Genomic DNA, 13,942 nt, shown 5'->3' with positions numbered 1-13,942 from the left:
CATGGCAACAACTGATTTAGTCTCATTTACCGACGATGCAGGAAAGCTTGTAAAGTTTTCAGCACAAGACGTTATTAACCTTGTCTGCAAAGACGCAACACCAAAAGAGGTAGCTCTTTTCCTCGCACACTGCGCCAAGCACAATCTCGACCCAATTGGTGCGAAAGACGCCTATCTCATCAAGTACGGCAACAGCCCCGCACAGATTATCACAGGCTTTCAAGTCTTCAATCGCCGCGCAAATAAGGCAGACAACTACGGCGGCATAGAAGATGGCGTGGTCATCTTTTCAGAGCAGCGTGGCATCGAACACCGAGCAGGCAGCGCAGTCTATTCCGAGCTAGGCGAAAAGCTCGTCGGCGGCTGGGCAAAAGTTCACTTCACCGATGGTAAAGTCCCCGCTTACGCCGAAGTGTCGCTAAACGACTTTTCCACTGGTAAAAGCAACTGGGCGAAGATGCCTGGTGTGATGATTAACAAGGTGGCCAAGGCTACCGCATGGCGTCTTGCCTACCCAAACGAGTTCTCAGGCATGTACATCAACGACGAGATGTGCCCCCAGCCTGTGACGGCAACCGTAGAGTCTGTTCCAACAAACTATGAGCCACCACAGCCAAAGCAAAGCAGTCTTACAGCAGAGACCCGAGAGTTTATGCGCGACGCATCCGAACACTACGCACAGGCACACGGCATCACGCCGAATGAAGCCGCTCACGCGATTATCGACGCCTGCGGCAAGCCAACCGATAGCGACGCCTATCTACAGGCTGTAGGCAACTTTGTCATGGGAGCACCAGTAGCACCAGCAGCTGACTCTCAAGCTAAAAGCGGATGGAGCAAGGCATGAGCGATATCAACACCGTGGTGCTCACAGGCAATCTTACCCGTGACGCTGAGCTAATGGCGACAAATGGCGGCGCGTCAGTGCTCAAGTTTGGCATTGCGAGTAATCGCAGCGTCAAAGGCGCAAATGGTGAGTGGGAAGACGTGCCAAACTTTATCGACTGCACCATCTTTGGAGCGCGAGCACAGTCACTATCGAGCATTCTTGCCAAAGGCATGAAAGTGACCATCGAAGGCGAGCTGCGCTATTCGTCTTGGACTGATAAAGACGGAAATAAGCGCTCAAAGCTTGAAGTTGTGTGCCAAAACATTGTCTTGCCGCCACGAAAAAGCCAACCTGCATCCGCCCAACCATACGCGCAGAGCAAGCCAGCCCCAGCACAGCAGACGCAAGCACATCAGCAGCAACAAACACCCAATTATGCCCCTGCACCTGCTTATAACGCGCCACAGCAGGCACCAGCACCAGACGTTTATGACGAGGATATACCCTTCTAGGAGCTGAAATGACCAACTCAAACGAACGCACAGAGGTAGCAAGAAAACTGAGAGCACTTCCAGACGATGTTTATGCCGCACTTGATGAGTGGGAAAGGGACGGACTAGTCATTGAAGCGAACCGCTCTGATGAAGCTGATTACAGCCAAATCCACAACGCTTTGTTCGGATGCTTCCCACCCGATTCGATGCACCCGTGCGATTACGAGGAGCTGCACAATCGCCTAGCAGACCTCATAGACCCTGTGTGCGAGAACAAGCAGATTAGGTACAACAGGGAGTCTCCTCTCGAATTTAGAAACGACAACTTTATCTGCTCATCTTGCGGAGAGACATTTTTTGCAGATGAATATCACATCAATAGCCCTATTGACTGGGCTTACTGCCCTAACTGTGGCGCAAGGGTGGTGAGCTGCAATGACTAGCGGACTTATACGCACAGAGCCGAAGCAACAGTAACTTTTTGACGAGAACACAGGAGATAAAAATGAACGATAAAAAGCCGATTGTTGGTATTGACCTTGGTATCGACCCCGAATACCTAGAAGGAGTAGTGAAGAAAACCGTTATTGCGAGCGTCTCGCAGAGCCTACTAGGCAAAGAAGAGCTTGCACAGCAACTTATTAGCATGGTGCTTAGCACAAGGGTAGATTCGAGCGGTCGAGCATCTACTTACAGACACGACAAAACGCTGCTCGAATATCTTGTTAACAAAGCCGTCAGAGATGCGGCTACAAAAGCTCTTGAAGAAGCGGCAGACGAAATGCAAGAGCAGGTTAAGAAAGTTCTCAAGTGCAAGCTTGCAGAAGAAGGAACACAAGACGCGATGTGTGACGCCCTGCTCAAGTGCATGCTAGGGAGTCTGAGATACAGCTATAAAACCGAGGTGGATATCTCATTTGAAAACACTCACGAGGATTAAGAAAAGGGATTACCACCATGAAAATAAAGGCAAACTACAAAAAATTTGAGTGCAGCGCAGGCATAGGAAAGCTTGCGTTTGAAGCGGTACCGTCTGCAAAAGACGCAGGAGAGCTATCACGCTTGCAGCTACTGAGCACACCAGTTGAGCTAAGCATTGAACCGATTCAAGAAGAGTTGCCCTTTGAAGAGCAAGTAAATCAAACGATGGAAGCGCAAAACTGCACCATTTATGAGCTACCAGGCACTCAAGTAGTGTCTATTACATCTGATGTTGTTGTACTTGATGGGGTGCCAAATCTTGATGCGGTAGCGCAACTTATCAACAAGGTTTTAGGACATGCGGACTGCTATCTCGATGTTTATTGCGACGATTACGGGCTTACCCGCGAAGAATTTTTCGATATATGGCATGAAATTCAAGCATTTCTTGAGCACAAAGCCCATGAAAACGCGCCAACAGCTGAGTAAAAGAGGACATCGTTATGCCAGTCATAATCCAAGATGATATGTATGAAGCGGCTGCCATGATGACCAAGAAGCAGGGGAGCGAGTTCTTACTTGCTCTTCTGCACTATGGATTCACGGGCGAAGAGCCCACAGGTAAACACCCATGGTTGCCGACATTTATTACATGCAAAGACCGAATTCCTTATGGCGGAGCAAAGCCCTTGGAAAATCTTTAGGCGGGGACTCATGAATATCTTTGATTCATACATTGACGCGGGGCAAGCGATGACACGGGAAGACCGTGAGAAGTACTACACCGCGATTCTTGAGTATCTAGCCTATGGAATTGAGCCTGAAGCAGAAGGGGCGGCTCTGGCGGTAATTACCGCTATCCGTCCTTCTTTGGACGAGAGCCGTAATAAGCGTGTCGCAGGTTTGAAGAGTGCTGAGGTAAGAAAGACCAAGGCAGATACGACAAATGAACAGAACCGTAAAAACCAAATGAACAGAACCCCGAAAATTGAGGGAACAGAACCGCAGAAATCGAATGAACAGAATAGCGATTCTGCAATGAACAGAACCCCGAAAATTGAGGGAACTAAGAGTAAGGGTAATAGTAATAAGAAAGAAGGTATTCCTAACGGAATACCCAAGAAAGAAAAATCCTGTTCAAAAAATCACAAGCCAACCGTCGAAGAGGTTGCTGCCTACGTCGCAGAGCACAACTTCACCCACGTTGACCCCGAAACCTTCGTTTCCTACTACGCCAGCCAGGGCTGGAAAAAGGCCAATGGGCAGGCGCTTTCTGACTGGAAAATTGCCTGCTCAGGCTGGAATTCTCGCGCTAGAAACCGAGGAGAACCACAGGTGAAGGCGCGTGACACAGCATCCAGTCTAGGCGACAAATACGCAGCCTATTCGGGGGAGGTGGCACCATGAGCACAATCGCAGCGGCACTTGCGAGAATTGCCAGCTCAAGCGCTCAAAAACTCCAATGGAATCTCTCACCAGATGGCAGCAGCGTTTTGATAGGAAGCAGGTTTTTCCCCGTCGATGAGGCAGGCATTGACGCGTATCTCGCCACTCACCAGGGCAAAAGCGTAAGCATGCAGGAAATCACCGATGCCGAAGCAGCCCAGTTGATGCCTGTAGAAGTGCCGTTTGATGTGCGTATGGCTCGTCTTGGCGTGCCAAGCGCCTACTGCAACGTCCCGCTTGTGAGCCGCTATCTCGATGCTTTGCAAGCTGGGCGCGGGCTTTGGCTCTGGGGGAATGCAGGCGTTGGCAAGACATTCAAAGCCTGCTCTGTGCTTGCCTCTTGGATCTCATCTGGTGCAGGAAAAGCCGCATTTGCGACAGCCCCAGGCATGCTCCGTGAGCTGAGAGCAGCAATCGGCGAAGGGCGTGAAAGCGCAGTTGCGGGGCATTATGCGCTGATTCCGCTTCTTGTACTCGATGATTTGGGTCGAGCGCTTCCGACCGAGCTTGCCATCACACAGCTGTTTGAGGTCATCAATGCCCGCTCTGCCTATGGGCTTCCTACCATCGTTACCTCACAGGAGAGTCCGAGCGACATGGCAAAAGCTCTCAGTAGTAGGGGAGACACAGAAGGCGCTGATGCGATAGTTTCGCGCCTTGTGGGCTCGTGTGAGGTCATCCACATGACAGGAGCCGACAGAAGGCTTGTAGCCAATCGCTAGGGCAGCTAGCAATGAGTTTTTAAGGGAGGAAAAGGGTGAGTCAGGGAGTAAAAAAGCCGCAAAACTTGGGGCATTTGCCCCAAGTACGAAATCACACAAAACGTTCACATACGTGGGAAAAGTGGACGAAGAGAGAAATCGCAGTACTTCTTGGCCACCCTGATATGACCGCTGTAGAGCTTCACAAAGGTTTCCTTCCAAGGCATACGCCAAAAGCGATTCAGCGCATGCGAGAACGCCAAGGGCGCTGGAATCGAAGAAATACGCTGTGCTGTAGATGCCATGTCCGCCCCGTGTGGGTAGAGAGTGCGTCTGCAAAACGGCTAGAACTTTGCAAAGGCTGTTATCTTGACGAGAAAGAGTGCCGCGCGTTGGAGACAAAGCGCGACACAATGCTTAGACAAAGGATGAGCAGAAAGAAAAGGAGCAATCCCTAACAGGGCTGCTCCTTGTCGTATTCGTTCATATCCTGCCTGATGAGATCGCGGATATATCGCTGTTTACTCTTTTTGGTCTGTAGATATTCGTAGAGGTCTTTATCAGCAGGATAAAATGATACGACTACTTGTTTTACGTTACGCTTTCGATAATTGCTCGATGCGCGTTTTTGTGCTTCTGATACTGTCATTAGCGCCTCCTATCCCTGATAGCCCCCAGAATCAGACCAGAAATAAGAGAAGCCATCAGATAGATGAAGAAGAGTTTCAAATCTTCCATGTTGCCCCCAATCAGACTAAAATAGTAGTGGTCGGGGAGCCTTTTGGCTCCCCTTAGCACTAGCCCCGCTTGGAATGCTTGCCGGCCTTCTGGCGGGGTTTAATGCGTTCCTGAATCGCTACCGAGATGATGTTCCCTAGCGTGGTTGCAACTAGAGCGATTAGGAACCCTTTCAAGTCATTCACTGCAATCACCTCCCCTTGACTTGATGAGAATATTATAAGACTAGCGGTATATAATTGCAAGTAGTTAGCCTAAATTTTTAGGTTTTATTTTCGCCTAATCTTACAAACCTGACATCTTAAAAGAGCAGGTAAAAAGCTGTTTTTGTGGTGTGACCAAGCGCCGACAATCAAGGCATGAAGAAACGTCGCGCAAAATATCAGCTATGGCTAGAGCCTGCAAACCTTGAGCGAATCATTAACTGGTCAGCTCATGGATGCACTTATCAAGAATTAGCCCACAACATGAGCATCTCGCGCCAGACGCTAGGTGTGTGGATGGATAAATACGCAGCTATCGCCGATGCGGTCACTCAGGGCCGAGCGCTATCTGTGCAAGTCATTGAAAACTATCTTTTTCGCAGCGCTACAGGCGATGTTTACGAGGAAATTGAGACCACAAACCCCGATGGTAGCAAGCAAATCAAGCGCCGCAAATTGCCGCCTTCTGTGTCGGCGCAAATCTTCTATCTCAAAAACCGTGCCGGCTATCGCGACAATCCGCCTGAAATTCCCGCTCAAGCAGAGCAGATTAACGATGACGCGCTCAGCGCAAGCTTAATTGAGCGAGCAAAGGAGCTAGATCGCCGTGCTCAGTGACAAGCAGGAATCAATTCTTGCGTTTCCCTACACACGCTACGATGCGCTGGTGTGCGATGGTGCGGTGCGCAGCGGCAAAACATCGCTTATGACTGTTGCTTTTGTTGATTGGGCAATGAGAGAGTTCGCAGGTCAACGCTTCGGCATTTGTGGCAAGACAATAGATAGCGCTAAGAAAAATATCATCGTGCCTTACACCGTTATGACCTATCCCACACGCAAAGGTTACGTCTTGCGCTGGCATGGCCAAGACAAGGTGTTAGAGGTTAGACGTGGCAACACCGTGAACTGGTTTGAGGTCTTCGGTGGCAAAGATGAAGCAAGTTACATGCTCATCCAGGGACGCACGCTTGCTGGTGTTCTCATGGATGAGGTGGCACTCATGCCACAAAGCTTTGTTAACCAAGCGCTTGCGCGTTGTTCTGTTGAGGGCGCGAAATTGTGGTTTAACTGCAACCCTGATAGCCCTGCGCATTGGTTTAAACGGGAATGGATAGACGAGGCACATAATCGCAATGCGCTGCACTTGCATTTTCTGATGACCGACAACCCTAGTCTTTCTCAGCAGACTATTGAACGCTACGAGCGTATGTATTCGGGCGTGTTTTACAACCGCTATATCAAAGGTGAGTGGGTTAAAGCAGAGGGCTTGGTGTATCCAGCATATGAGAGTGCGCTAGAAGACGATGTAAGCCTTGATGTAGATGAAATTAAGCGCTGGGCGGTCTCTGTTGATTACGGTACACAAAACGCCTTTGCAGCGCTGCTTTGGGCATATGACGGCACAGCGTGGCACGCAATCAAAGAGTTTTACTACTCGGGGCGCACACAAGGCCACCAGATGACTGACCCTGATTATGCTGACGCGATGTTAGCCCTTGTGGCAGACGTCCCGACCCCCGAGGTAGAAATCATCGTTGACCCTAGCGCGACCTCGTTCATGGCTGAGTTGCGCCGTCGTGGGCGCTTTCGCATCCGCCATGCCCGCAATGACGTGATGGACGGCATTCGCGAGACCGCTGCATGTTTGCAGGCGGGGCTTGTGCGCATTGATAAGGGTGCTTGTACAAACCTTGTGCAAGAGCTGGGCGGCTATGTCTGGGATGAAACGCCAACAGGAGTCGAACGCCCGCTTAAGGTCGATGACCATGCATGTGATGCGCTGCGTTACATGGTTGCGACAATGCGCATAGCAAGAGCGCTTGATGCAGGTGCTCAGACATATCACAGCATATTTGGGTGATGGGGACACATATGGCAGACCAGATAACCACATGGCAGGACTTTTTAGCAGCAAAGGCGCGTGGTGGAACAGAAAAGTTTTTGCTATCAGCAATTAGCGCTCATAAAGGAAGCGAGCTGTACACAACAGCTCTCAAGGCTGATAAATACGACAAGCAGCGCAATACGACCATCAACGAGTACGTAAAGACAATATTTACGCTTACAGGCGCACCCGTTGCAGATTACACCGCATCTAACTCAAAGATTGCAAGCAACTTCTTCAACCGTCTCAATGTGCAACGCCTAAGCTATAGCCTTGGCGCTGGCGTGAGCTTTGCAGGAGATGGCACAAAAGATAAGCTAGGACAATCGTTTGATAACGATTTGCGCTGCTGGGCGTATGCCGCGCTTATTCATGGCGTGGCGTTTGGCTATTGGTCAGGATCTAAGCTCTACACATTTGAGATAACTGAGTTCGTGCCGCTTTGGGACGAGCTCACAGGTGCGCTTATGGGTGGCATCCGCTTTTGGCAAATTGACAGTAGTCGCCCTATGGCAATCACGTTCTACACTCCTGATGGGTACAGCGAGTATGTCTACGCAAAAAAAGCAGGCAGCAGGGGCAAAAAGCTTGTACAAACCAAAAAGCAGACAGCATATTTGCTGACGGTATCGCGCTATCCTGATGGCACGTCCGAGGTGGTAGGCGAAGATAACTGGGGCGGGAAATTGCCCATTGTCCCCATGTGGGGCAGTAGGCTTCACCAATCAACACTCATTGGCATGCAGCAGGCAATTGATTCTTACGATCTCATCCAATCTGGTTTTGCAAATGACCTTACTGACGTGTCACAAATTTACTGGATTGTTGAGAACTGCGGCGGCATGTCTGACGCCGACTTAGCGCGTTTCCGTGACCGTCTAAAGGTATTGCATATCGCTCCTGCCGATACTGACCAAGGCGGCAAAGTCACGCCATACCAGCAAGAAGTACCCTATCAAGCACGCCAAGCCTATCTTGAAGGCATAGAGCGACGCATTTACCGAGATTTTGGCGGTCTGGATGTAACCGCGCTTTCTGCTGCAAGCAAAACTGCTACCGAGATTGAAGCGGCATATCAGCCAGTAGACGAGAACGCCAGCGATTTTGAATTCCAAATTACGGGTGCTTTGCAGCGTCTTTTGTCACTTATTGACATCGAAGACACGCCTATCTTTAAGCGCCAGCGTGTTTCTAACCAGCTGGAGCAGGTTCAAATGATAGCCACGGAAGCACAGTGGCTTGACCGCAAAACAATTCTTTCCAAGCTGCCTAATCTCACAGCAGATGAAGCCTCAGCCATTCTTGAGACGGTAGATGCTGACGATGTCGCGCGCATGACCACGCTAGAGCCAAAGGAATAGCGCATGTCTGATGTCGTACATGATGCGGCAGATAAGGAGATAAGCCGCCTCGCGCGTCTCATGGCCAAGGAGTTTAAGGCCGCTCATAAGGACATGGCCAAGCGCCTAGAGAGCAAGCTTGTAGCTTATGAGCGCGAGCTAAAGCTGTGGCAGCAAGACGTTAGGTCTGGCAAGCGCACTGAAAAAGAATTTAAGGCTTGGAAAAGTGCAAGGTGCGCCGACCTTGGGCGGGCGCAAGGGCTTGTAGACCTGCTAGCGCGTGACCTTGTAGAAGCAGACCAAAGAGCCACAGAGCACATACGCGGCGCTTTGCCTGGTGTCTATGCCGAAAATTACAACTATGGCAGCTATCAGGCACAACAAGGCAAGGTAATCCCTACATTTGCACTGTATGACGAGGGAACAGTAGCTAACCTCCTAGACGAGGACAAGCAGCTGCTCCCTGCTCCTCGCGTCAATATCCCTAAAGATATGAGTTGGAATGCGTCTCATGTAAGAAGCGCTCTTATGCAGTCATTTCTGGCAGGCGAGTCAATACCAGATATGGCTGCACGCTTGCGCGGCGTTGCTGATATGAACACACGCTCTTCCATCCGCATAGCCCGCACAGCCATTACAGGAGCAGAAAACAGAGCTCGTGTTGACTCATACGTATCCGCTAATGATATGGGTATCGAGTGCGAGAAGCAGTGGATGGCAGCTCTTGATGGTCGCACGCGCGATTCTCACAGGAAGCTAGACGGCACGCACATCAAACCTGATGAGAAGTTTGACAATGGCTGTAGGTTTCCCGGTGACCCTGATGCGCCTGCTGGCGAGACGTATAACTGCCGTTGTACGCTCGTTGCCTATATTCCTGGTCATAACGTTATGGCAGGCCGCGAGCAGAAGCGCGTAGGCTCTCTTTCCTATGAGGAGTGGAAAGCAGGCGTTAAGGAGCGACAACCCGAAGCAGCAAGCGGCAGGAGCCTAGAGAAGTTCTTAGAGCTTCCCAGCGTGCAGAAGAGTATAGAGAAGTCTGGCACGAGCAAATCAAAGCTCATGAAGGCCATGCGTGAAGAGATACGCAACCAAGGCTTCAAGGACTTAAGAGCATTCAAGACGTTGCCGAAGAGTGAGCAAACGAGCATATTTAGCAGGGTAATAACAAGCTTACGCTCCGTAGGCATTCCTAATGAGTACAAGCCACTGGTAAGCGGTGGCTTATCAAGAAAAGATACAAAGGCAGTATATAGGCTTGTTGAAAAATGTGATAACAAAGATGCTGTAAGGTTATTTAAGAAGTATGCCAGCAAATTGGATATTGCTAAAGAAGCCGACAGTCAATTGGCATATTTTGAGTCTGCAACAGGTAAATTACATATCAATATGGAGTGTACTGCTGCTGGATTTAGCATAAGGAAAGACAAGGCACCGTATCAGACATTCTTCCATGAATTTGGGCACCTTGTTGATTTTAATATGACAGGCGGTACGGCTCTTCAATCGCAGACCATGGAGCTAGGCACAACGGTTAAGAAAGAAGTTAGAAACACTCTCAATAGAATAAAACGAGAGAATGGCTATGCGAACGTACAACAAGCAAAGATACATCTGACTTATGATATTGCTGAGACGTATATTAGTAATCCTGCTGCTATGGGCGGCATATCAGACATTATCAATGGTGCAACAAATGGATCTTGTTGTGGTTCATTTACCATAGTGGACACAAGAGGACAGCGTGTGGAATATGGTCTACCTATACACAAGAAAGATTACTGGGAACGTTCTGGTGAATCTAATCTTTCAACAGAAACGTTCGCACACTTCTACGAAACCACAATGGCAAATCCTGAGGCACTTGAAACCTTGAAAAGATATCTACCTAAATCGTATGATGTATTTAAGCAAATCATTAAGGGGGTGTAATCATGGAGCGCGAGCGTTTAATAAGGATTCCAGAAGATAGAGAAGACTTGAAAATTGAAGGTGCGTTTCGTGGAATGTTCCCTGATTGCGAGTGGTGTTCGGAGGGCTGTGGTATTTCTCCAAAGACGGCTCTTGAGTTAATGAAAAAAAGTATATCCACTAAGCATGATTACCTCAGTGATAAACTACGTGAGGTGTGTCCTGATTACTCATCTAATGTTTTCTATGACTAGCCCATGAACGGCTTCACCATCATTGCTCGCTTGCCTTAATTTTGTGACAACACCTCCATCCTTATGCGTGGGGGTGTTTTTCATGGCTAGAGGAGAAATCAATCAGCATGGCGTTGATTTAGGCATGATTGCCAACAACACCAGAGGCCTTACTAGTGCTGATGTAGACGGATTGATAGAGATACGTGAGGACAATCGCGAGCAGATAGCTAATGCGATTAAATCAGCTATTGCCAAAGGTCTAGAAACTATAGGGCTTGTTGCCGAAGGATATGCTAAGGCTGATGTGCCAGTGGATACAGGCAGGCTTAGAAACTCAATTACGCATACCACAGATGACAAAGACGCCTACATTGGCACGAACGTTGAGTACGCACCATACGTTGAGTTTAACGAAAAACTTTCACACCCAAACGGTGGTAAAGCTCACTTCTTGCGTGACGCAGCAGCTGACCATGCATCTGAATACGCTCAAATCATGCGCGATGCCCTTGGTGAATAGAAACACCTTGTGACAGCTAATAGATACTCACCTTGCACATAAGACAGGGGCAAAGAAACGCCCCCTGGATGTTCCGAGGAACTGGAACAGCAAGGAGAGAGCATGGCACTAACACGCAAGATGCTAAAGGCTATGGGTATCGATGATGACAAGACAGATGAAATCATCGACGCTCACGCCGAGACCGTCTCAAGCCTAAAGAAGCAGGTTGATGACGCTCGCGCAAGCTCTGGCAATGCCGAGGCGCTGCAAAAGGAAGTCGATGAGCTAAAGGAACAGCTCAAGGCAGCAGGCACAGACGAGTACAAAGCAAAGTATGAGGATGAGCACAAAGCTTTTGAGGACTTCAAGGCAAACGTTGAGAAGGCGCAAAGCGATCGTGAGAAGGCCGCAGCTTACCGCAAGTTGCTTGAAGCTACAGGCGTAGGTGCAAAACAGCTTGATGCAGTATTGCGAGCGACAGATCTCTCCTCTATGGAGATGGAAGACGGCAAGTTTAAGGACGAGGACAAGCTTGCTGAGGCCATCAAATCTGATTGGGCTGCTTTCATCCCTGCAACTGGCACTCAAGGCGCAGACCCCGCAACGCCGCCTAATAACGGCAATGATTCTGAGCCCGATATTTCAAAGATGAGTGCTGGCGAGTATTTGAAATACAAGCACAACAACAAATAGGAGAAATCATGGCTAACACTATTCTTACCACCGAGGTTATCGCAGGCGAAGCACTTGATGTTTTGCGCAGCAATGCAGTACTTCCTAACCTCGTACATCGCAGCTTCGAGCCCGAGTTTGTGGCTGGTCGTGGCGACACCATCAACGCCCGCAAGCCCGCCACCTTTGTCGCTAAAGACTTTGCAGGCTCCATTGCAGTCCAAGATGTAACTGAGACCAAAGTCCCCGTTGTTATGAATGGCCATAAGGACGTTTCTATCAACGTTACGTCCAAAGAGCTGACCATGAACATTGAGGATTTCTCTGCGGAGATTTTGACTCCTGCCATGCAGGCGTTTGTTGATGCAATGGATGCCCAGCTTGTGAAAGACATGGTTGCAGGTGCAAAGAAGACCATTACCGCCGCATCTGCCGCAGTCACGCAGACAAACATTGTTGAGGCTCGCGCTGCCATCACAAAGGCTAAAGCACCTCTTGCTGACCGCTACTTTGTCTTTGGTACCGACATTGAGGCAGACCTGCTTAACACCGAGTTGTTCATCAATGCCGACAAGGTGGGCGACGATGGTACCGCTCTGCGTGAAGCTTCGCTTGGTCGCAAGTTTGGTATGGATTGCTACTGTGACCAGAACTGCGACGTGAAGGCCAACGAGTGCGACGGCCTGGTGTTCCACAAGAATGCTGTTGCTCTGGTTACCGCTCCTTTGGCAATTCCTCAGGGAGCCGCTAACGCAACCGTCTTCAACTATGAGGGCTTTGGCATTCGTGTTGTCTATGGCTACGACATGAAGACCAAGACTGACACTATTTCTTTGGACATGCTCTTCGGCACCAAGGTGCTTGACGGCAATCTCATTGCGGCCATTAAGCGCACCACTGCTTAGGAGATGTTATGAGCGTAGCTGCACAGGTGCTAGGAAGCATCAACAACTATTTTGAAACAACGCCTTATGCAGGCTTGTATCAAATTAAGGGTAGCAAGCTTGCATCTGTGCCAGGCGGCGCTACTGTCCTGCCAAAGCTTGAGCCACGCCAGTTCTATCTTGTGCGTGGCTCTGCCTTAAATGATGGCCTACATGAGGTGGGCGTAGATGACCTGCTTGATGAGGGTGTCTTTGCAGGCACAATTACACCCTGCGCGGTGCCTAAAGAGCTGCGTGACCTTTTTGCCGAGATTGAACAGTGGCAGGAGAAAAATAGCCAAACTGCTGGCGCTATGCAATCTGAGAGCTTTGACGGCTACTCATACTCGCTTGCTAAAGACCCTATAACAGGCGGCGCAGTGACGTGGCAAACCGCCTTTCGTAGCCAACTGAACAGGTGGAGGAAGCTATGACGGGGCTTTTAGCAAAGATGGCACAAAAGTGCACCCGTCTTACCCTCATTGAAGAAGATGACGGCTCAGGAGGCTGTATTTCGTCTTGGAAGCCATCTGGTGAGTTTATGGCCGCAGTAAGCGCTACTGGCGCCACAAACAAGCTAGAAATAGCTACGCGCCCTGATTCTCAGGCTAAATGTACGCTCACCTGTGACCCCGCAGTAAAGCTTGCCTTTCATGAGCGCGTAAAAACCTCAGATGGGCGGCTACTGCTCGTGGTGAGCGAAGCAAAAGACCGCCACACGCCAGCCTGTGCCAGCTTTCAGTTTGCCCGCTATGAGTGCGAGGAGGTCATAGATGCCTAGTCAAACGCAAGCGATTCATGCATGGCTCAAAGACGCGCTACGACTTCCGTGCTATGTCGAAGGAGACGCTCCCACCACGGCAAAGGTACCTTACGCGACTCACCGTATCCCTACGAGCTCGTTTGGTGATGTCAACTCTATTGAGGTTGATGTATGGCACATCAAGGGACACGCGGCAGAGGTCGACGCACTTTGCACGCGCCTTTATAGGGCTCTTGGGTACGGTGGGCAGATGGTCATCTGTGATGGTGGAGCGGTGCTATTACGGCGCGGCACTCCATTTTCGCAGCCCGTTGCAGATGACAAAGCAGAGCGTCGCTATATCAATGTTGACATTGAATATTTAACAGATTAGGAGAT

Annotated in this window: 21 protein-coding genes; 19 read left to right on the top strand and 2 right to left on the bottom strand. The window is 49.7% G+C overall.

Features of this window, described 5'->3' with window-relative positions:
* The first annotated feature begins 1 nt into the window (after position 1).
* From bet to BN4314_RS01585, 8 genes are all read left to right on the top strand, one after another.
* On the top strand, positions 2-847 hold the full coding sequence (gene bet / locus BN4314_RS01620; RefSeq protein ID WP_068539463.1) for a phage recombination protein Bet: 846 nt from the start codon (positions 2-4) through the stop codon (positions 845-847).
* On the top strand, positions 844-1,341 hold the full coding sequence (locus tag BN4314_RS01615) for a single-stranded DNA-binding protein (protein WP_068539461.1): 498 nt from the start codon (positions 844-846) through the stop codon (positions 1,339-1,341). The genes bet and BN4314_RS01615 overlap by 4 nt, the downstream gene beginning before the upstream one ends.
* A gap of 8 nt (positions 1,342-1,349) precedes the next feature.
* A complete protein-coding gene (locus tag BN4314_RS01610; RefSeq protein WP_068539460.1) occupies positions 1,350-1,766 on the top strand; it encodes a hypothetical protein in 417 nt (138 codons plus the stop codon).
* 62 nt (positions 1,767-1,828) lie between these two features.
* Positions 1,829-2,263, top strand: coding sequence for a hypothetical protein (locus BN4314_RS01605; protein WP_068539458.1), 435 nt, complete (start codon positions 1,829-1,831; stop codon positions 2,261-2,263).
* Between the two features lie 17 nt (positions 2,264-2,280).
* Positions 2,281-2,733, top strand: a complete 453-nt coding sequence (locus BN4314_RS01600) for a hypothetical protein (RefSeq protein WP_068539456.1) — start codon at positions 2,281-2,283, stop codon at positions 2,731-2,733.
* Between the two features lie 14 nt (positions 2,734-2,747).
* On the top strand, positions 2,748-2,948 hold the full coding sequence (locus BN4314_RS01595; RefSeq protein WP_068539454.1) for a hypothetical protein: 201 nt from the start codon (positions 2,748-2,750) through the stop codon (positions 2,946-2,948).
* A 10-nt stretch (positions 2,949-2,958) separates the two neighbouring features.
* Positions 2,959-3,651, top strand: coding sequence for a DUF6291 domain-containing protein (locus BN4314_RS01590; protein WP_068539452.1), 693 nt, complete (start codon positions 2,959-2,961; stop codon positions 3,649-3,651).
* Complete coding sequence (locus tag BN4314_RS01585; RefSeq protein ID WP_068539451.1) at positions 3,648-4,412, top strand: ATP-binding protein; 765 nt, start codon at positions 3,648-3,650, stop codon at positions 4,410-4,412. The genes BN4314_RS01590 and BN4314_RS01585 overlap by 4 nt, the downstream gene beginning before the upstream one ends.
* A 104-nt stretch (positions 4,413-4,516) precedes the next feature.
* Here the strand turns inward: BN4314_RS01585 and BN4314_RS01580 are convergent, their stop codons facing one another.
* Positions 4,517-4,696: a hypothetical protein gene (locus BN4314_RS01580; RefSeq protein WP_068539449.1), complete on the bottom strand. Its 180-nt coding sequence runs from the start codon at positions 4,694-4,696 to the stop codon at positions 4,517-4,519.
* Between the two features lie 149 nt (positions 4,697-4,845).
* Positions 4,846-5,040 (bottom strand): hypothetical protein, encoded by a 195-nt coding sequence (locus tag BN4314_RS01575; RefSeq protein WP_068539448.1) that lies wholly within the window; start codon positions 5,038-5,040, stop codon positions 4,846-4,848.
* Positions 5,041-5,488: 448 nt separating this feature from the next.
* Between BN4314_RS01575 and BN4314_RS01570 the strand changes: the two genes are divergently transcribed.
* From BN4314_RS01570 to BN4314_RS01520, 11 genes are all read left to right on the top strand, one after another.
* On the top strand, positions 5,489-5,950 hold the full coding sequence (locus tag BN4314_RS01570; protein WP_068539446.1) for a hypothetical protein: 462 nt from the start codon (positions 5,489-5,491) through the stop codon (positions 5,948-5,950).
* Positions 5,940-7,193 carry a PBSX family phage terminase large subunit gene (locus tag BN4314_RS01565; protein ID WP_187369522.1) on the top strand — a complete coding sequence of 418 codons (1,254 nt, stop codon included), beginning with the start codon at positions 5,940-5,942 and terminating at the stop codon, positions 7,191-7,193. The genes BN4314_RS01570 and BN4314_RS01565 overlap by 11 nt, the downstream gene beginning before the upstream one ends.
* Positions 7,194-7,204: 11 nt before the next feature.
* A complete protein-coding gene (locus BN4314_RS01560) occupies positions 7,205-8,578 on the top strand; it encodes a phage portal protein (RefSeq protein ID WP_068539442.1) in 1,374 nt (457 codons plus the stop codon).
* Positions 8,579-8,581: 3 nt separating this feature from the next.
* Positions 8,582-10,489 (top strand): phage minor head protein, encoded by a 1,908-nt coding sequence (locus BN4314_RS01555; RefSeq protein WP_068539441.1) that lies wholly within the window; start codon positions 8,582-8,584, stop codon positions 10,487-10,489.
* A gap of 2 nt (positions 10,490-10,491) precedes the next feature.
* Positions 10,492-10,722 carry a hypothetical protein gene (locus BN4314_RS01550; RefSeq protein WP_068539439.1) on the top strand — a complete coding sequence of 77 codons (231 nt, stop codon included), beginning with the start codon at positions 10,492-10,494 and terminating at the stop codon, positions 10,720-10,722.
* Between the two features lie 82 nt (positions 10,723-10,804).
* Entirely contained in the window at positions 10,805-11,224 is a 420-nt protein-coding gene (locus BN4314_RS01545) for an HK97 gp10 family phage protein (protein WP_068539437.1), read from the top strand.
* Between the two features lie 102 nt (positions 11,225-11,326).
* A complete protein-coding gene (locus BN4314_RS01540) occupies positions 11,327-11,899 on the top strand; it encodes a phage scaffolding protein (protein WP_068539435.1) in 573 nt (190 codons plus the stop codon).
* 8 nt (positions 11,900-11,907) lie between these two features.
* The gene (locus BN4314_RS01535) at positions 11,908-12,783 is read left to right on the top strand and encodes a P22 phage major capsid protein family protein (RefSeq protein ID WP_068539434.1); all 876 of its coding nucleotides are present in this window, start codon (positions 11,908-11,910) and stop codon (positions 12,781-12,783) included.
* A gap of 8 nt (positions 12,784-12,791) precedes the next feature.
* On the top strand, positions 12,792-13,235 hold the full coding sequence (locus tag BN4314_RS01530; protein WP_068539432.1) for a hypothetical protein: 444 nt from the start codon (positions 12,792-12,794) through the stop codon (positions 13,233-13,235).
* Positions 13,232-13,582 carry a hypothetical protein gene (locus tag BN4314_RS01525; protein WP_068539431.1) on the top strand — a complete coding sequence of 117 codons (351 nt, stop codon included), beginning with the start codon at positions 13,232-13,234 and terminating at the stop codon, positions 13,580-13,582. The genes BN4314_RS01530 and BN4314_RS01525 overlap by 4 nt, the downstream gene beginning before the upstream one ends.
* Positions 13,575-13,937, top strand: coding sequence for a hypothetical protein (locus tag BN4314_RS01520; RefSeq protein WP_068539429.1), 363 nt, complete (start codon positions 13,575-13,577; stop codon positions 13,935-13,937). Before BN4314_RS01525 ends, BN4314_RS01520 begins: the two co-directional genes overlap by 8 nt.
* Positions 13,938-13,942: the final 5 nt, after the last annotated feature.

The organism is Olegusella massiliensis, assembly GCF_900078545.1.
GTDB classification, from domain to species: Bacteria; Actinomycetota; Coriobacteriia; order Coriobacteriales; family Atopobiaceae; genus Olegusella; species Olegusella massiliensis.
Note: the sequence above shows the minus strand (reverse complement) of the source record. Positions and strands in the feature narration are given on the sequence as shown.

What these genes read in the sequence shown, in the direction of transcription:
- bet (WP_068539463.1), top strand. Translation starts at nt 2, where the DNA reads ATGGCAACAACTGATTTAGTCTCATTTACCGACGATGCAGGAAAGCTT.
- BN4314_RS01615 (WP_068539461.1), top strand. Translation starts at nt 844, where the DNA reads ATGAGCGATATCAACACCGTGGTGCTCACAGGCAATCTTACCCGTGAC.
- BN4314_RS01610 (WP_068539460.1), top strand. Translation starts at nt 1,350, where the DNA reads ATGACCAACTCAAACGAACGCACAGAGGTAGCAAGAAAACTGAGAGCA.
- BN4314_RS01605 (WP_068539458.1), top strand. Translation starts at nt 1,829, where the DNA reads ATGAACGATAAAAAGCCGATTGTTGGTATTGACCTTGGTATCGACCCC.
- BN4314_RS01600 (WP_068539456.1), top strand. Translation starts at nt 2,281, where the DNA reads ATGAAAATAAAGGCAAACTACAAAAAATTTGAGTGCAGCGCAGGCATA.
- BN4314_RS01595 (WP_068539454.1), top strand. Translation starts at nt 2,748, where the DNA reads ATGCCAGTCATAATCCAAGATGATATGTATGAAGCGGCTGCCATGATG.
- BN4314_RS01590 (WP_068539452.1), top strand. Translation starts at nt 2,959, where the DNA reads ATGAATATCTTTGATTCATACATTGACGCGGGGCAAGCGATGACACGG.
- BN4314_RS01585 (WP_068539451.1), top strand. Translation starts at nt 3,648, where the DNA reads ATGAGCACAATCGCAGCGGCACTTGCGAGAATTGCCAGCTCAAGCGCT.
- BN4314_RS01580 (WP_068539449.1), bottom strand. Translation starts at nt 4,696, where the DNA reads ATGGCATCTACAGCACAGCGTATTTCTTCGATTCCAGCGCCCTTGGCG.
- BN4314_RS01575 (WP_068539448.1), bottom strand. Translation starts at nt 5,040, where the DNA reads ATGACAGTATCAGAAGCACAAAAACGCGCATCGAGCAATTATCGAAAG.
- BN4314_RS01570 (WP_068539446.1), top strand. Translation starts at nt 5,489, where the DNA reads ATGAAGAAACGTCGCGCAAAATATCAGCTATGGCTAGAGCCTGCAAAC.
- BN4314_RS01560 (WP_068539442.1), top strand. Translation starts at nt 7,205, where the DNA reads ATGGCAGACCAGATAACCACATGGCAGGACTTTTTAGCAGCAAAGGCG.
- BN4314_RS01555 (WP_068539441.1), top strand. Translation starts at nt 8,582, where the DNA reads ATGTCTGATGTCGTACATGATGCGGCAGATAAGGAGATAAGCCGCCTC.
- BN4314_RS01550 (WP_068539439.1), top strand. Translation starts at nt 10,492, where the DNA reads ATGGAGCGCGAGCGTTTAATAAGGATTCCAGAAGATAGAGAAGACTTG.
- BN4314_RS01545 (WP_068539437.1), top strand. Translation starts at nt 10,805, where the DNA reads ATGGCTAGAGGAGAAATCAATCAGCATGGCGTTGATTTAGGCATGATT.
- BN4314_RS01540 (WP_068539435.1), top strand. Translation starts at nt 11,327, where the DNA reads ATGGCACTAACACGCAAGATGCTAAAGGCTATGGGTATCGATGATGAC.
- BN4314_RS01535 (WP_068539434.1), top strand. Translation starts at nt 11,908, where the DNA reads ATGGCTAACACTATTCTTACCACCGAGGTTATCGCAGGCGAAGCACTT.
- BN4314_RS01530 (WP_068539432.1), top strand. Translation starts at nt 12,792, where the DNA reads ATGAGCGTAGCTGCACAGGTGCTAGGAAGCATCAACAACTATTTTGAA.
- BN4314_RS01525 (WP_068539431.1), top strand. Translation starts at nt 13,232, where the DNA reads ATGACGGGGCTTTTAGCAAAGATGGCACAAAAGTGCACCCGTCTTACC.
- BN4314_RS01520 (WP_068539429.1), top strand. Translation starts at nt 13,575, where the DNA reads ATGCCTAGTCAAACGCAAGCGATTCATGCATGGCTCAAAGACGCGCTA.